The following is a 16,140-nucleotide window of genomic DNA, read 5'->3' as shown; positions in this document are numbered from 1 at the left end:
ACATGCTGTACCCGGATGCTGCGGCGGCCGAAGCCAACCTGGTCGATTATGAGAAGACATATGCACAATTCACCTGGGACGATGCTGTACAAGGCCTCTCCCAGGTGCCGAACAATAAATGGAATGCGGCGTACGAATGCATTGACCGCCATGTCGAGGAAGGATACGGCAGCAAAGAAGCGCTGCTCTTTACTGATGGCCTTGAGGAGCGGCGCTTCACGTTCGCCGAAGTGAAAGAGATTACCGACCGCTATGCCGAAGTGCTCCTCCGGGAAGGTGTGCAGAAGGGGGACCGGGTGTTCATTTTCCTCCCGAAATCTCCGGAGTGCTACTTCGGTATTCTTGCTGCGATTAAAGCCGGCGCCATTGCCGGTCCGCTGTTCGAAGCGTTTATGGAGGATGCTGTCCGGGAGCGGATGCAGGACTGTGAAGCTCAGTATTTGATTACGGATGACACGTTGAACAAGCGTGTGCCGGCACAGGACATCCCTTCTTTGAAAAAAACGTGGCTGCTGGCGGATCTGGAAGATGAGGCGGCCGAAGTTTCTCCGCAGGAGCCGGTCGTATGGATGGAAGAGGATGATGGCATGCTCATCCATTACACCTCTGGTTCAACCGGTCAGCCGAAAGGGGTGCTGCATGCGCAGAAAGTACTGCCGCACCATTATATTTCCGGACGCTGGGTGCTCGATATCAAGGAGGGGGATGTCTACTGGTGCACGTCCCATCCCGGCTGGGTGACAGGAAGTGTGTACGGGGTCTTTGCGCCATGGCTGAACCGCGCGACGGTTGTGATTCACGGCGGGAGATTTGATGCAGGAGCCTGGTATCAGCTGCTGGAACATTTCGGAGTGACCATCTGGTACAGTGCCCCTACCGCGTTCCGCATGCTGATGAGCGAAGGCGGTCTGCATCATCAATATGACCTGAGCCGGCTGCGCCACATCCTCAGTGTCGGGGAGCCGCTGAACCCGGAAGTGATCCACTGGGCGAAAGAGGCATTCGGGATCCGAATCCATGACACATGGTGGATGACAGAAACCGGCGGGCACCTCATCGTCAACGTTCCGTCAGCACCGATTAAACCCGGTTCGATGGGCCGGGCCTTCCCGGGGGTGGACGTCGGGATTCTTGATGAACAAAATGAACCGCTGCCGGCCGGAGAGCCGGGAAAACTGGCCGTTCGTGCTCCATGGCCCGGCCTGATGAAAACCATCTGGAAGAATGAAGAGAAGTTCCAGTCCTATTTTACGGAGAATGGCTGGTACATCTCTGGAGATACGGCGTGGAAAGACGAAGACGGCTATGTTTTCTTTCAAGGGCGCGATGATGATCTCATCATGACTGCCGGCGAACGGGTAGGCCCCTTTGAAGTCGAATCCAAGCTGATTGAACATCCGGCAGTGGCAGAAGCCGGCGTGATCGGGAAACCGGATCCGGTGCGCGGGGAAATCATCAAAGCATTTGTCACCCTGCGCAGCGGATGGGAGAGCTCCCCGGCACTTGCGAAAGAGATCCGCCAGTTCGTGAAAGAAGAGCTGTCTGCTCACGCCGCACCGAAAGAAATCGAGGTAGTCGATGAGCTTCCGAAAACGAAAATCAGCGGGAAAATTCTCCGCAGACTGCTGAAACAGCAGGAAGTGGACAAACAGGCAGGAGAGGAGCAGCGGACGTGACGAAAGAAAAGAGACTTGGCATTTTTGGATTCGGAACCGTAGGGACCGGAGTGTATGAAGCAGCGGAATCCCATAGAACGAGGATCGAGCAGCTGGCCGGCAGTTATACGATTCCCGTTGTCGTCGTGCAGGACGAGACACGGCAGCGGGACGTTTCATCATCCACCTTCGTCACCTCGTCGGTCGAGGCGCTCTTTGCCTCTGATCTCGACACGGTTGTAGAAGCAGTACCGGATGCCGAAACGGCCTATCCCGTAGTGAAACGGCTGCTGGAAGCCGGCATTTCTGTCGTCACGGCTAATAAAGAGCTGATCGCTTCTCACGGAGAGGAGCTTCATTACCTCTCCGCGGTCCACCGCGCTCCCCTTTTGTATGAAGCAGCCGTGGGAGGCGGAATTCCGGTGCTGAGCAGTATTCGTCATGCGCTGAAAACGAATGAACTGACCCGCGTCGAGGGAATTCTGAATGGAACATCCAACTATATTCTCACAAGAATGAAGGAGGACGACCTCGCGTTTAACGCAGCGCTGCAGGAAGCGCAGGATCTTGGCTATGCAGAGGCGTCCCCCGAGAAAGACATTGATGGATGGGACGTCTACTACAAAGTGACGATTCTCAGCTGGTGGATCCACGGCCGGAACCCGGTGTGGCAGGAACCGCCGACAGGCATCCGCGGTGTGACAGCAGAGGACCTGGCGCTCGCCGCCGGACTGGGAGGCACGATCAAACACGTCGGCAGGCTCGAAGGCACGGCTGCTTCTGCGGCCCCTGTTTTGGTCCTGCCGGATCATCCGCTGAGCGGTGTGAGCGGGGTGAACAACGGGGTGGCTGTTCACGGATCCATCAGCGGGCCGCTGTTATTCCAGGGGGCCGGCGCCGGGAAATTCCCGACAGCAGGCGCGGTGCTGGAAGACGTGATAAACCTCTGGACGCATACTGCGGAACAGGAGCCGCCGTTTCTGGAAGAAAGACAGGAAGAAGACGATGATTCGTCCTTTCCCTACTGGTTTATTACCGGCTCCGGGCTGAGAGGCCTTCCGTCGGCCGTGAGCCCGGTATATCAGCAGGGACATCGGGAAGGAGTCCTCGTGCATCTGCCGGAAAACGAGGCTCGAAAGCTCGGTGACAGCTGCTTTGCTGTACTTGGGAGCCGAATTCCGGAAGTTGTTTCCACTTGTTGAGGCCTCCCGGCTGGCAGCACGCCTTCTCTCTGCTATAATGAGCGGAAAAGGAGGTTTTTCGATGTCTTCTGTCACCATCCGGATCTACAGCGATTTTGTTTGACCGTTCTGCTATTTGGCGGAGGTTCCGCTGTTTCGTGCAGTAGAAGGGAAAGATGTCACGATCGAATGGAAGCCGTTTGAACTCCGGCCATGGCCGGCACAAACGCTGAGCCCTTTCAGTGACTATATACAAAAAGCCTGGAACGGTTCGATTCTCCCGCTGGCCGACCAGCTTCAAGTAACGATGCATTTGAATGAAACCGATCCACAGCCTCATACCCATCTTGCTCACGAAGGGCTGCTTGCGGCGAAAGAGCACGGGCTGGACAACGAGTATGCCCACCGCATATTCGAAGCCTTTTACGTCGAAGGCAAGGATATCGGGCATGTCGATGTCCTGACCGAAGAAGCGGTCCGTATCGGCCTGCCGGCGGACGAATTCCGCCAGGCGCTGGAACATCGAAGGTTTCAAGAAGCGCGTCAGGCTGCGCTGGAAGAAGCAGCCGCGCATGGTATCCGCGCGGTGCCCGCGTTTCAAATCGGGGACCGCTGGTTTACCGGTCTCCAGCCGGAGCATGTGTTGGAAGAGGCCGTGGAAGAAGCGGCGGCCGACGCGGAGTAAGTGAAGAGAACCACAGCCTGCCCGCAGCGGAACGCCGGGCAGGCTTTTCATCGTAGTTTAAGGAAGTACGAAATTCTGGAGCGGGCAGCCCGTCCGGCCTGAAAGCACTATATGCCCGGAAAGGGGCAGAAACGGCCCGCATCGGATCGATAGCAGGCGTGCACATCGCCGGAAACACGAAAAAATTTGTTTTCTATGAGAAATTGCATGCGCACCTGTCCATTGATTATGATAGACTGGTAAAGCAGTCGTTTTTCCCGTTTTTTCTTTAATACACGATGCTGCGGCATCATGACGCGCACACAGGTGCGCGGCACCAAGATTTTTTCATATGAACAGAGGTGTATAGGAGTATGTTTGATGCATTAAGAGGAATGTTTAAGGCCGGGGATCTGCGTAACAAAATCTTGTTCACGCTTTCTATACTGGTCGTTTTCCGGATCGGATCCCATCTTCCGGCTCCGGGAGTGAATGCGGATGCGATAGATTTCGAAGGATTTGCCGCGCTCGGTTTTCTGAATACGTTCGGCGGTGGCTCGCTGGAGCGCTTCTCCGTCTTCGCGACAGGGATTATGCCATATATCACCGCGTCCATCATCGTGCAGCTGCTTCGGATGGACGTCGTGCCGAAGTTCTCAGAATGGGCTCGTGAAGGGGATGCAGGTCGGAAGAAGCTGGCCAATGTCACCCGGTACGGTACGATTCTGATTGCTTTCGTTCAGGCTCTCGGCATGTCGATCGGGTTTAATAACCTGATGCCGGGCCTTGTGCCGAATCCATCCATCGGCACTTATTTGATCATTGCCATTGTCCTGACCGGTGGTACGGCCTTCCTGCTTTGGCTCGGTGAACAGATCACCGCCAAAGGGGTCGGGAACGGGATTTCGATCCTGATCTTTGCCGGTATCGCTGCCGGTATTCCGAATGGCGTTGTGCAGCTGTATACCATTTACATCGCTGATGCAGGAGATCAGCTGTTTATGAACATTGTTATTGTCGCCTTGATCGTTCTTGCGATTCTCGCGGTCGTTGTCGGCGTTATCTACGTGCAGCAGGCAGAGCGGAAAGTTCCCGTGCAGTATGCGAAACAGATTGCTGCAGGCGGACGCGCAACAGGTGGACAGTCTTCCCACCTGCCGATCAAGGTGAACGCAGCCGGTGTTATCCCGGTTATCTTCGCCATGTCGCTGTTTATCTTCCCGCCGACCGTTGCCAACTTCGTCGGGGAAGGCAGTCCGATTGCCACATGGGTCGTGCAGACGTTTGATTATACGAACCCAATCGGGATGGTCGTATACGCTGCCCTCATTATCGCTTTCGCGTATTTCTATACGTTCGTGCAGATGAATCCGGAACAAATGGCGCAGAACCTCCAGCGTCAGAACGGATTTATTCCAGGAGTTCGTCCAGGGCAGGCGACGCAGACATTCATTACCCGTCTGTTGTACCGACTGACGTTTGTCGGTTCCCTTTTCCTTGCCGTGGTTGCGATTCTGCCGCTGATCTTTGGACAGCTTGCGGGTCTTCCGCCGGCAGTACAGATCGGTGGTACGGGACTTCTCATTGTTGTGGGTGTAGCACTGGATACGATGAAGCGGATCGAGAGTCAGCTCATCGACCGCCGCTATTCCGGCTTTATGCGCCGATCGTCCTGATAAGAGGAGAACAGACGATAAGAAAAAGGCTGCTTCAGTGTAAAAGCTGAAGCAGCCTTTTTTGGTTCTAAAATATATGTTGGGGTGTGGAAACAACATCTACGCCGATTTCCTTCGTTTTCGGCGGGCCCTTGCCCTCCACGATCATTCGCGGAGCGAATGAGGATGTTCGGACTGTGCTCCTGCGTTTACTCGTCGCAAGAAAACACTGGCTGATCCCTCTGGCGTCGCCGCCTGTCACTTACGGGAACGCTCGCATTTGTGTTTGTTTATCGTTTTTTTAACATACCCTATTTGAGGGATTATCTTTAGATACCAGGGTGGTTACCCCAACAATGGACGTAGAATCTCTTTTTAACATGAACGAGAAACAGGGTGCCGGCGGCTGTATCGGTTGTTGTGGGAAGAACGAAGCATTTGTCTCCTGTACAACTGGCATCGATGTCAAACAGCTGTGAACCTTTTCATACCAGAAAGGTGCTGAATCGAAACAAGCGATTAAGTAATTATATTTATATAATTAAATCAGCTGTCCAGAAGGACGGACGGACATTGAAGAAATAAAAAGAGCTTCAACAGCTTATTCCGTACCTCTAAGAAGATAGAATATACAGATCTCTATTGAAATTAAGCAGAGAGTCCCTTGATGTGAGGGAATGTAACATACTACTGAAAAGAAAAGTAGTTACATATATTAAGTGTGAGGTCCAGACAACCTCCTCAATTCATAAGAGTAATACAAAAAACCTAGTACATAATATAAAGTTATAAGTCTATTTTACAAAATTAAAATCATTTCTCTGAAATATTAAAAATATGTACAAAATATGATAAAATATGTGAACCTGAAGCGGTTACAATATGATTTTCTTCAGGTAGTCCTGAGAAGGGGGGAGGCAGGCAGCGTCATCGATCCACACTACATACAAATGGAGGGGAAAGAATGCATTCTACTGGTTTTTCAAAGTGGATGAAGCGGGCGGTGGCAGCTGGTGCCGCATCACTCGTCTTCATGCCGGCGCAGGCACTTGCAGATGACCACAGCAGCGATGTTAACAATGGCGAAGGAGACCACCATGAGCTGACGATTATGGGTACCACGGATATTCACTCTTATCTTATGCCTTATGACTACATGAATGATGAAGAAGTGGATGATTATGGTTTTGTTAAAGCTGCGACGCTCATTGAGCAGGTCCGAGCAGAAAAGGAAAATACGATCCTGTTTGATAACGGGGATACGTTCGAAGGAAGCATGCTCGGTGAACTCGAGACCTTGATCGAGCCGCTCGAAGAGGATGAAACTCAGGCGGTTATTAAGCTGTTAAACGAGCTTGATGTTCAGGCCGCTTCCATAGGTAACCACGAATTCAATTTCGGTCTCGATTATCTGGATGACGCGATTGATTCTGCTGACTATCCTTGGCTTAGTGCCAACGTCTATGAAGCAGGAACCGACCGGGAAGAGCATTATTTTGAGCCGTATACTGTTGTAGAGCATGAAGTGGACGGCAAGCCGCTTGATATTGGTGTCATCGGCTTTGTACCTCCACAGATTATGCAGTGGGACAACCTGCATCTTGAAGGAAATGTAGAAGTGCGGGAGATTGTAGAGTCTGCTGAGCGTTACCTGCCGGATCTCCAGGAAGAATCTGATATTGTCGTTGCACTCGCTCACACGGGAGTGAATACGAGCGATCGTGGATCCGAGCATGCGGCCGTTGATCTGGCTCAGGTGGATGGTATTGACGCGATGGTCATGGGACACGCTCACCAGACGTTCCCAGGTAACTCCGGCTACGATGAAGTAGACGGCGTGGACGATGAAGCCGGCACCATTCATGGTGTCCCTGCGGTAATGGCAGGAAGCTGGGGAAGCCATCTTGGTACTATTGATCTTGACCTTTACGAAGAAGACGGGGAATGGACCGTAGGAAGTGCGTACTCCGAAGTGACAGGTGTGGAAGATACAGGCGTGGAGCCGAACGACACCATGGTCGATATGATTGCTGATGTCCACGAGCGTACTCTCGACTACATCAGTGAAACAGTCGGACACTTTACGGAAGGCATGAATACGTTCTTCTCGCTTGTCATGGACAATGAAGTTACTCAAATTGTAAACGACGCGCAGCTCTGGTTCGCAGAAGAATACTTCGCTGATTCCGAGTATGAAGAAAAGCCGATCCTTTCTGCTTCCGCTCCATTTCGGGCTGGATACCGCGGTGGTTATACGGAAGTAGATGCAGGTCCTGTAACAATTGGTGACCTGGCTGATATTTATCTCTATTCGAATACACTGCAGGTCGTTGATCTCGACGGAGACGAACTTGTACAGTGGATGGAGCGCTCTGCCGAGAGCTTTAATCAGATTGATCCGGATGAGACAGACGATCAGTATCTGCTTGCAAGCTTCTCCGCATTTAACTTCGACATTATGGAAGGCGTCGAGTATGAAATTGACGTAACACAGCCGGAAGGTGAACGAATCACAAACCTCACTTACAACGGCGAGGAAGTAACTGGCGACGATGAATTTTACGTTGTTACGAATAACTACCGCGCAGGCGGCGGTGGGGACCACCTCGATGATGCCGACCTCGTGGAATCGCTGGTAGATATGAACGTTCAGAACCGGCAGATCATTGCTGATTTCCTTGGAGAAACGGGAGACTACACGCCGCATGCCACCATGAACTGGGAGGTTAAGCCTGTAGAAACCGCTGGCGATGTCACCTTCAATTCTTCCCTGGATGCTCCTGCTCATGCAGAACAGCTTGGCCTTGATCAGGTGAGCTACACTGGAGAAACAACAAGTGATGGAGACGGCGCCGTGTTCACGTACAACCTGAACGCGCTGGCTCAGGAAGAAGAAGACACGCCTGTGATGGATTTCGTCGATTTTGATGAAGAGAATTACGGTCATCATACGGTGCAGCAGCTGGTGTCGAATGGCATCATTCAAGGCTTCCCTGGCAATGAATTCCGACCGAACGCTTCGATTACGCGTGCTGATACGGCAATCATGCTGACGCGTGCGCTTGGTCTTCATACCAATGTTGATGCAGAAGGATTTGCAGATGTTTCGGAGGACCACTACGCTGCGAATGCAGTGGCAGCTGTGCAGGCAGCAGGTATTTTCCAGGGTGACGGAAACGATAGCTTCCGTCCGAACGATGACATTACCCGTGGTGAAATTGCTGCCGTCCTTGTCCGTGCATATGACATGCAAGTTGAAAATGCAGAAACAGCATTTACGGATGCAGAAGGTATTTTTGAAGATTACATCGCCGTCCTGGACACACTCGAGCTGACAAGCGGTGTAAGTGAAACAACCTTCGGGACAAATCAGGCTATGACGCGACAGGATTTCTCTATCCTGCTGCATCAAGCACACAATCAGTAATAATCGCTATCAAAGAGAGGCCTCACGACTGTGGGGTCTCTCTTTCTATTGGCCTTCCACCAACGAATGCAGCCCCTGGAACCGAAAAAGTGGTTCCAGGGGCTGCGGCTTTGTCATGGGTTATGGGAGCATACGAGTTCGTCAAAAAGGAAATATAGGAAAGATTTCAGGATGGTCAGCTTCCAGCCCACTCTGGAGAGATGAATGATAGATTCATCTTCGCAGCAGCCGTTTCCATAAAGGTTTACGCTCTACTTCTTTTCTTAGCGTTTCTTCATCTACTTTTCGGTAGAGAAGGCCGGCTGCGACGGCAGTCAATGGAATTGCATAGATCAGACCGATGCTGCCGGCAAGGATCCGGATGATCTCTGTAGACATAGCTTCCATGTTGATCACGCGGTTAAAGGAAACGTTATGAGCATTCAGCACGAGCAACAGAGACATCGAAGCGCCAGTGTATGCCAGAATCAGCGTGTTCGCCATCGTCCCCATAATATCTCTTCCTAGATTCATTCCAGACTTAATCAGCTCTTTCGCCTTTGCTGCCGGGTTGTTCCGCTTTACTTCGTCAACAGCAGATGCGATGGAGACACCGACGTCCAGGACGGCGCCAATGGCACCAATGATCATACCTGCCAGCAGCAGGCCCTGAAAGTCAAACGAAGCTTCCGGTACGTACATGAGCATCTGCGACTCCTCACCGGTAAAGCCTGTGAGTCTTGTTAATCTTGTCATGACGATAGCGAGGATCCCGGCCAGAATAACACCGCCGATCGTTCCGATGACCGCGGCAAGCGACTTCCGGTTCCAGCCGCTGATAAGGAGGACGGATATGACTGTAATCATCGAAGCAACGACGATCGTCACAAACACCGGCGGCAGTCCACCCAGTATAAGGGGAATGAGAACCTGGAGAATGAGAAAGATCGTAATCGCCAGAGAGAAGATCGTCTTAACCCCTTTCCATCCTCCTATCAATATGAGCGAGATCGCGAAGAAGATTCCTAAATATGTAAGATGATGATCCCTCGCAAGTTCTCTGACAAGCGACCGTTGAATGGTACCGTCTTCGCTTTCAATGTAAACGAGTACCCGGTCTCCTTCCTCAAAGTAAAAATCCTGGGCGGGATTACCGGAGAGAGCTTGTTCTACCGTCACCGTTTCCCCTGTAAACTCTCCTTGTTCAATCTCGACCTCCATCATTTGAAAACCGGCATCGTCCTGAAGCATGTCGGTAATTTGTCCTCGTACGGTCTCTGATTCCGTCTCTGCTGCCACACTAATTGGGAGGAAACAAATCACAAACAGTACAAGGATGCAAAAACGCTGTATCATCGTTATGAGCACTCCAATACTGATATAATCAGCTCTCATTGTACCACAAACGCCTCTTGAACCAATGACTCGTCAGATTTTTTTAAAAATGCACTTGCGCAGCTGGAAGATATTCTTTATAGTAAAGATAACGCATACATTATTTTTTTCGCCAAAAAATGAATGAGTATTCATTCAAATGGTGAAAAAGGAGGGTTCTCATGTCTTTTCAGGTAAAGAAGGCAGCGGTTCTCGGTTCCGGTATCATGGGTTCCGGCATCGCCGCTCATCTCGCAAACATTGGCATTCCAGTGATTCTGCTGGATATGGTACCGAAAGAAGCGTCCCAGAGCGGTGGTTCTGTCGCGACGATGGAAGAGAAAAAAGTACGAAATCAGCTTGCAGTCGAAGCTATTAAGAAACTAAAAAAACATAAACCCGCGCCGCTCGCCCGGCCGGAGAACGCAGACTTGATTGAACCGGGGAACTTCGAAGACGACATGCACCGGCTCAGCGAAGTAGATTGGGTGATCGAAGTCGTCGTTGAAAACCTGGAAGTGAAACAAAAGGTTTTCGCTCAGGTGGATGAGCACCGCCGCGAAGGAAGCCTCATCAGTTCGAACACTTCCGGTATTTCTGTGGAAGCGATGGCAGAAGGACGCAGCGAAGATTTCCAGAAGCATTTTCTCGGTACGCACTTCTTCAATCCGCCGCGCTACTTGAAACTGCTCGAAGTCATTCCGACGAAAAAGACGTCACCGGATGTTCTCCGTTTCATGAAGCGGTTCGGAGAAGATGTGCTCGGTAAAGGAGTAGTCGAAGCGAAAGACACGCCGAACTTCATCGGCAACCGGATCGGCACCTACGGCCTGCTCGTCACCGTCGATGAAATGGTGAAAGGCGGCTATTCCGTCGGAGAAGTCGATTCTGTCACCGGCCCGGCGCTCGGACGACCGAAAAGCGCCACGTTCCGCACGCTGGATGTCGTAGGGCTGGACACGTTCATGCACGTAGCCAAAAACGTCCGGGATCAAGTGGAAGGCATTGAAAAAGAAATTTTCGACCCGCCTGCCTTCATGAAGGACATGGTCGAGCAGAACATGCTCGGGAGTAAAACGGGGAAAGGATTTTTCGAGAAACGGAAAGGCGAAAAAGGCAGTGACATTTATGAGCTGAACTACGAAACGATGGAATATCAGCCAAAAGGAAAAATGAAAGCGCCTTCGATGCAGCAGCTGAAACAGGCCAAAGGCAAGAAAGCCAAAATTCAGACGCTCGCCTATGCCGATGATCGAGCCGGCACGCTCGTATGGAATGTGCTGAAAAAAACGCTGCTCTATGCTGCGGACAAAGCCGAAGAGGTAGCGGATAATCTGTACGACATCGACCAGGCCATGAAGTGGGGCTTCGGCTGGGAACTCGGACCTTTTGAAACATGGGATGCCCTTGGCGTGGAACGCTCTGTGGAGAAAATGAAGGCAGAGGGGGACACGATTCCTGTCTGGGTGGAAGAGATGCTGCAGAACGGCATTACCTCCTTTTACGAAAGCTACGGGCGCTACTACCACAAGGGAAGCTACATCGATGCGGATATGAACGAGAAAGTCATACACCTTGCGTCTCATAAAGATGACAAAAACGTCATCATGAAAAACGCCGGTGCATCACTGATCGACATCGGCGACGATGTGGCAGTGCTTGAATTCACATCTCCGAATAACTCCATCGGCCTGGACGTCATGCAGATGATCAACAAGTCGATCAAGGAAGTGGAAAAAAATTATAAAGGGCTGGTCATCAACAATCAGGGCAAAAACTTCTGTGTTGGCGCCAACTTGATGATGATTCTCATGGAAGCACAGGACATGAACTACCCTGAAATTGACCTGGTCGTCCGTCAGTTCCAGCAGTCGATGGCGAACATCCGCTACTCGGAGCGTCCGGTAGTCGCAGCGCCGTTCCAGATGACGCTCGGCGGCGGAACCGAAATCTGTCTCCCGGCAGCAGGGATGCAGGCTTCTATGGAAACGTACATGGGTCTTGTCGAAGCCGGTGTCGGCCTTATACCTGGCGGCGGTGGAAACAAGGAACTCTATCTCCGGCACCTCAACCGGATTCCGGAAGGCACGAAGATGGACCTGCAGGCCGTTGCGAACAACGTCTTTGAAACAATTGCCATGGCGAAAGTCAGTACGAGTGCCCACGAAGCGCAGCAGTACGGCTTCATCCGTCCGCAGGATCACATCAGCATCAACGATGATCACCTGCTTCATGATGCCAAGCAGCAGGCGCTGTATCTCTACGAACAGGGATACCGTCCACCGAAGCGGGACAAGATCAAAGTCGTCGGCGAAAAAGGGTACGCCACGATGCTGCTCGGGGCCAAGACGCTCCAATTCGGCGGCCATGTCTCCGACCACGATTTGAAAATCGCACAGAAGCTCGCCTTCACCCTGGCCGGCGGACGACTGCCGTTCGGCACAGAAGTAGACGAGCAGTACCTGCTGGATCTCGAACGGGAAGCGTTCCTCAGTCTCGTCGGTGAACCGAAAACACAGCAGCGCATGCAGCATATGCTTTCGACAGGAAAACCATTGCGTAACTAGCAGGAGGAGGAATCGGCGTGAAAGAAGCAGTGATTGTTTCAGGTGCAAGAACACCTGTAGGAAAAGCGAAAAAAGGAACGTTTGCCAACGTGCGGCCGGATGATCTGGCTGCTGCGAGTATAAAAGAAACCCTCAAGCGGGCGGGCGGCTTTGACCCGGCACGGATCGAGGATGTCATTATCGGCTGTGCGATGCCGGAAGCCGAGCAGGGCATGAATATGGCCAGAAGCATTTCAGCTCTTGCCGGTCTTCCGGACCACGTTCCGGCTATCACGATCAACCGCTACTGCTCGTCCGGCCTGCAGAGCATTGCCTACGGCGCCGAGCGCATCATGCTCGGCCAGTCGGAAGCGATTCTTGCCGGCGGAGCAGAGTCGATGAGCATGATTCCGATGGGCGGTCATGTCCTGGCTCCGAACCCGGACCTCGTGGAAAACGCACCGGAATATTATATGGGCATGGGTTTTACGGCAGAAGAAGTAGCAGACCGGTTCGGCGTGACACGGCAGGCGCAGGACGAATTTGCTGCAGAAAGTCATAAACGTGCGGCGGCAGCGCTTGCTGACGGGAAGTTTGATGATGAAATCGTTCCGGTCCCGGTGACCCTGCGCGGACTGAATGCAGAGAACAAACTCGAAGAGCATGAAGTCACGCTCGATCGAGACGAAGGCGTCCGTCCGGACACGACGGCAGAGACCCTCGGAAAACTGCGCCCGGCATTCAAACCGAAGGATGGAACGGTAACGGCCGGTAACTCGTCGCAGATGAGTGACGCAGCAGCTTCGGTCCTTGTGATGGACCGGGAAACAGCGGAGCGGGATGGGCTGACTCCGCTCGTGAAATTCCGATCTTTTGCCGTAGCAGGTGTAGCCCCGGAAATCATGGGGATCGGACCGGTGGAAGCCATTCCAAAAGCCGTAAAGCAGGCTGGCCTGCAGCTGGAGGATATCGGGCTCTTTGAACTCAATGAGGCATTCGCTGCGCAGGCTCTGCAGGTGATCCGTCATCTGAAACTGGACCATGACAAAGTCAACGTCAACGGTGGTGCAATCGCCCTCGGTCATCCGCTCGGATGCACAGGAACGAAACTGACGCTCAGTCTGATTCATGAAATGAAGCGCCGTGGTGAACAGTTTGGTGTTGTAACGATGTGTATCGGCGGCGGCATGGGTGCTGCTGGTGTGTTCGAGCTCGTATAAAAATAGAGGAGGAATTCGTATGACAACGACGGATAAGAAAGTAACGGGGGGCAGCTTCCTGCTTGAATCCCAGACAGCAGACAGCGTATTCACACCGGAAGATTTCACAGAAGAACACGGCATGATCGCGAAAACAACGGAAGACTTTGTAAAAGAAAAAGTGGTTCCGGAAATCGAGCACATTGAGAACCATGAGTTCGACCGCTCCGTCCGCCTTTTGAAAGAGGCCGGCGAGCTCGGTCTTCTCGGTGCGGACGTTCCGGAAGAGTATGGCGGTATTGGACTGGATAAGATCAGTTCCACGCTCATCACGGAAAAATTTGCTCTCGGCGGTTCCTTCTCCCTGACGCACGGAGCGCACGTCGGGATCGGCTCCCTGCCAATCGTCTTCTTCGGTTCCGAAGAGCAGAAGCAGAAGTATCTGCCGGGGCTCGCTACAGGCGAGCAGATTGCAGCATACGCTTTGACAGAGCCGACATCCGGTTCTGACGCCCTCAGCGCGAAAACAACAGCGGTCCTTTCCGAAGATGGAAGCCATTACGTGCTTTCCGGAGAAAAGCAGTGGATCACCAACGCAGGTTTTGCCGATGTCTTCATTGTCTATGCCAAAATTGACGGGGAGCACTTCTCCGCTTTCATCGTCGAGCGTGACTACGAAGGCGTGTCTGTAGGACCGGAAGAGAAAAAGATGGGTATTAAAGGTTCCTCGACCCGTACGCTCATTCTGGGAGAAGCAAAGGTGCCGAAGGAGAATCTGCTCGGTGAAGCCGGCAAAGGGCACATCATTGCCTTTAACATTCTGAATATCGGACGCTATAAGCTTGGTGTCGGCTGTATCGGTGGGGCGAAGCGGGCGATTGAAGTGAGCGCGAAATATGCGAACGAACGGAAGCAGTTTAAGCTCCCGATCTCCAAGTTCACGCTGATTCAGAAAAAACTCGCGGAAATGGCTGCTAAAACGTATGCGATGGAGAGCTCCATCTACCGCACCGGCGGCCTGATCGAAGATGCGTTCAGCGCGCTCAGTGACGAAGAGCAGAAGGACGGCGCTGCTGTCGGGAAAGCCATCGGGGAGTATGCGATGGAATGTTCCCTGAACAAATTCTTCGGGTCGGAAGTGCTCGACTTTGTCGTGGATGAGGCCGTTCAAATTCACGGCGGGTACGGCTTCATGGCTGAGTATGAAGTCGAAACGATGTACCGGAACTCCCGCATTAACAGAATCTTTGAAGGAACCAACGAAGTCAACCGCCTTCTCGTACCGGCGACGCTCCTGCGTAAAGCCATGAAAGGGGAGCTGCCGCTGTTCGAACAGGCACAGGGCCTTCAGGAAGAGCTGATGATGATGATGCCGGAAGAAGTCGGCGATGAGCCGCTCGAGCAGGAGCGTTACCTACTGGAGAATGCGAAGAAAATCTTCCTGATGATCGCTGGTACAGCAGCACAGAAATACGGCGATAAGCTCGAAAAAGAGCAGGAGCTGCTGGCAAACGTGGCGGACATCGTCAACGAAGTCTTCAACATCGAGTCCATGATTCTGCGTACTGAAAAAGCAATGAACCGTGATGGTGAAGAAAAAGCAGCGCAGAAGCTTCTTATGACCGAAGTGTACACGCAGGATGCATTCAATCAGATTGAATCCCTGGCGAAAGAGTCCCTCGTGACACTGGAAGACGGAGACAGCCTGCGTACCATGCTGTCGATCCTGAAAAAACTGACCCGCCACACGCCGATCGATTTGATTTCGAAAAAGCGTGAGCTGGCAAAGCGGGTCATTGAGAGTGAACGCTACGTCGTTTAATGCATGTTAACCAATTTAGGGCATCTGCCCTAAAATTATGATACTACTGCCTGTTATGAGCAGTAAAACCAATCTCTTGAAGAAACGCCCTGTCCCGTCTCCCCACGGGTACAGCGCGTTTCTTTTGTAGTATAGGAATGTATAAGTTTTCATACAGTGTGACGGCGGCTCCATGCGCTGCTCGGGAAGAAACAAAGAACGTTTTCTTCCCTCAAAAAGCTTGCAGCGCTTCCGCACGCCGTTCCGATCAAAAGGCGCTTTGCGCTTTTGTTCTAGTATAGGAATATATAAGTTCTCATACAAGAAGACGACGGCTTCATGCGCTGCACGGGAAGAACGAAGCACGTGTTCTTCCCTTCAAAACCTGCGGTACACGCCGTTCCGACCAAAAGGCGCTTTGCGCTTTTGTTCTAGTATAGAAATGTATAAGTTTTCATACAGTGTGACGGCGGCTCCATGCGCTGCTCGGGAAGAAACAAAGAACGTTTTCTTCCCTCAAAAAGATTGCAGCGCTTCCGCACGCCGTTCCGAACGAAAGGCGCTTTGCGCTTTTGTTCCTTTCCGTTGGAAGGAGAGAAGGGGCCACGGCAGGAGGAGCCTTCCGGAAAACGCAGGCAGCTCCTCTTCACATCGTTCCA

The 16,140-nt window shown here is 52.2% G+C and carries 9 protein-coding genes; 8 read left to right on the top strand and 1 reads right to left on the bottom strand.

Annotated features, from left to right (window positions below; genetic code table 11):
• The first annotated feature begins 2 nt into the window (after positions 1 to 2).
• From acsA to G477_RS19135, 5 genes are all read left to right on the top strand, one after another.
• On the top strand, positions 3 to 1,676 hold the full coding sequence (gene acsA / locus G477_RS0108715) for an acetate--CoA ligase (RefSeq protein WP_026697627.1): 1,674 nt from the start codon (positions 3 to 5) through the stop codon (positions 1,674 to 1,676).
• On the top strand, positions 1,673 to 2,857 hold the full coding sequence (locus G477_RS19145) for a homoserine dehydrogenase (protein ID WP_051287840.1): 1,185 nt from the start codon (positions 1,673 to 1,675) through the stop codon (positions 2,855 to 2,857). The genes acsA and G477_RS19145 overlap by 4 nt, the downstream gene beginning before the upstream one ends.
• A 115-nt stretch (positions 2,858 to 2,972) precedes the next feature.
• Entirely contained in the window at positions 2,973 to 3,521 is a 549-nt protein-coding gene (locus G477_RS19140; RefSeq protein ID WP_051287838.1) for a DsbA family oxidoreductase, read from the top strand.
• A gap of 353 nt (positions 3,522 to 3,874) precedes the next feature.
• Entirely contained in the window at positions 3,875 to 5,176 is a 1,302-nt protein-coding gene (secY, locus tag G477_RS0108695; protein ID WP_026697626.1) for a preprotein translocase subunit SecY, read from the top strand.
• 943 nt (positions 5,177 to 6,119) lie between these two features.
• On the top strand, positions 6,120 to 8,582 hold the full coding sequence (locus G477_RS19135) for a bifunctional 2',3'-cyclic-nucleotide 2'-phosphodiesterase/3'-nucleotidase (RefSeq protein ID WP_051287836.1): 2,463 nt from the start codon (positions 6,120 to 6,122) through the stop codon (positions 8,580 to 8,582).
• A gap of 213 nt (positions 8,583 to 8,795) precedes the next feature.
• Here the strand turns inward: G477_RS19135 and G477_RS19130 are convergent, their stop codons facing one another.
• Entirely contained in the window at positions 8,796 to 9,917 is a 1,122-nt protein-coding gene (locus G477_RS19130) for a YibE/F family protein (protein WP_035211650.1), read from the bottom strand.
• A 200-nt stretch (positions 9,918 to 10,117) separates the two neighbouring features.
• On the opposite strand from G477_RS19130, the gene G477_RS0108680 reads away from it, so the two are divergent.
• The 3 genes from G477_RS0108680 to G477_RS0108670 are packed head-to-tail and all read left to right on the top strand — an operon-like array spanning position 10,118 to position 15,502.
• Complete coding sequence (locus tag G477_RS0108680; RefSeq protein WP_026697625.1) at positions 10,118 to 12,502, top strand: 3-hydroxyacyl-CoA dehydrogenase/enoyl-CoA hydratase family protein; 2,385 nt, start codon at positions 10,118 to 10,120, stop codon at positions 12,500 to 12,502.
• Between the two features lie 17 nt (positions 12,503 to 12,519).
• The gene (locus G477_RS0108675) at positions 12,520 to 13,701 is read left to right on the top strand and encodes an acetyl-CoA C-acetyltransferase (RefSeq protein ID WP_026697624.1); all 1,182 of its coding nucleotides are present in this window, start codon (positions 12,520 to 12,522) and stop codon (positions 13,699 to 13,701) included.
• Positions 13,702 to 13,720: 19 nt separating this feature from the next.
• On the top strand, positions 13,721 to 15,502 hold the full coding sequence (locus tag G477_RS0108670) for an acyl-CoA dehydrogenase family protein (RefSeq protein WP_035211627.1): 1,782 nt from the start codon (positions 13,721 to 13,723) through the stop codon (positions 15,500 to 15,502).
• Positions 15,503 to 16,140 lie beyond the last annotated feature (638 nt).

The organism is Alkalicoccus chagannorensis DSM 18086, from assembly GCF_000429725.1.
GTDB lineage: Bacteria > Bacillota > Bacilli > Bacillales > Salisediminibacteriaceae > Alkalicoccus > Alkalicoccus chagannorensis.
This window is presented reverse-complemented; position numbering and strand designations above follow the sequence as displayed.

Excerpts from the sequence above, each read along its gene's own strand:
- acsA (WP_026697627.1), top strand. The coding sequence starts at position 3 with ATGCTGTACCCGGATGCTGCGGCGGCCGAAGCCAACCTGGTCGATTAT.
- secY (WP_026697626.1), top strand. The coding sequence starts at position 3,875 with ATGTTTGATGCATTAAGAGGAATGTTTAAGGCCGGGGATCTGCGTAAC.
- G477_RS19135 (WP_051287836.1), top strand. The coding sequence starts at position 6,120 with ATGCATTCTACTGGTTTTTCAAAGTGGATGAAGCGGGCGGTGGCAGCT.
- G477_RS19130 (WP_035211650.1), bottom strand. The coding sequence starts at position 9,917 with ATGATACAGCGTTTTTGCATCCTTGTACTGTTTGTGATTTGTTTCCTC.
- G477_RS0108680 (WP_026697625.1), top strand. The coding sequence starts at position 10,118 with ATGTCTTTTCAGGTAAAGAAGGCAGCGGTTCTCGGTTCCGGTATCATG.
- G477_RS0108670 (WP_035211627.1), top strand. The coding sequence starts at position 13,721 with ATGACAACGACGGATAAGAAAGTAACGGGGGGCAGCTTCCTGCTTGAA.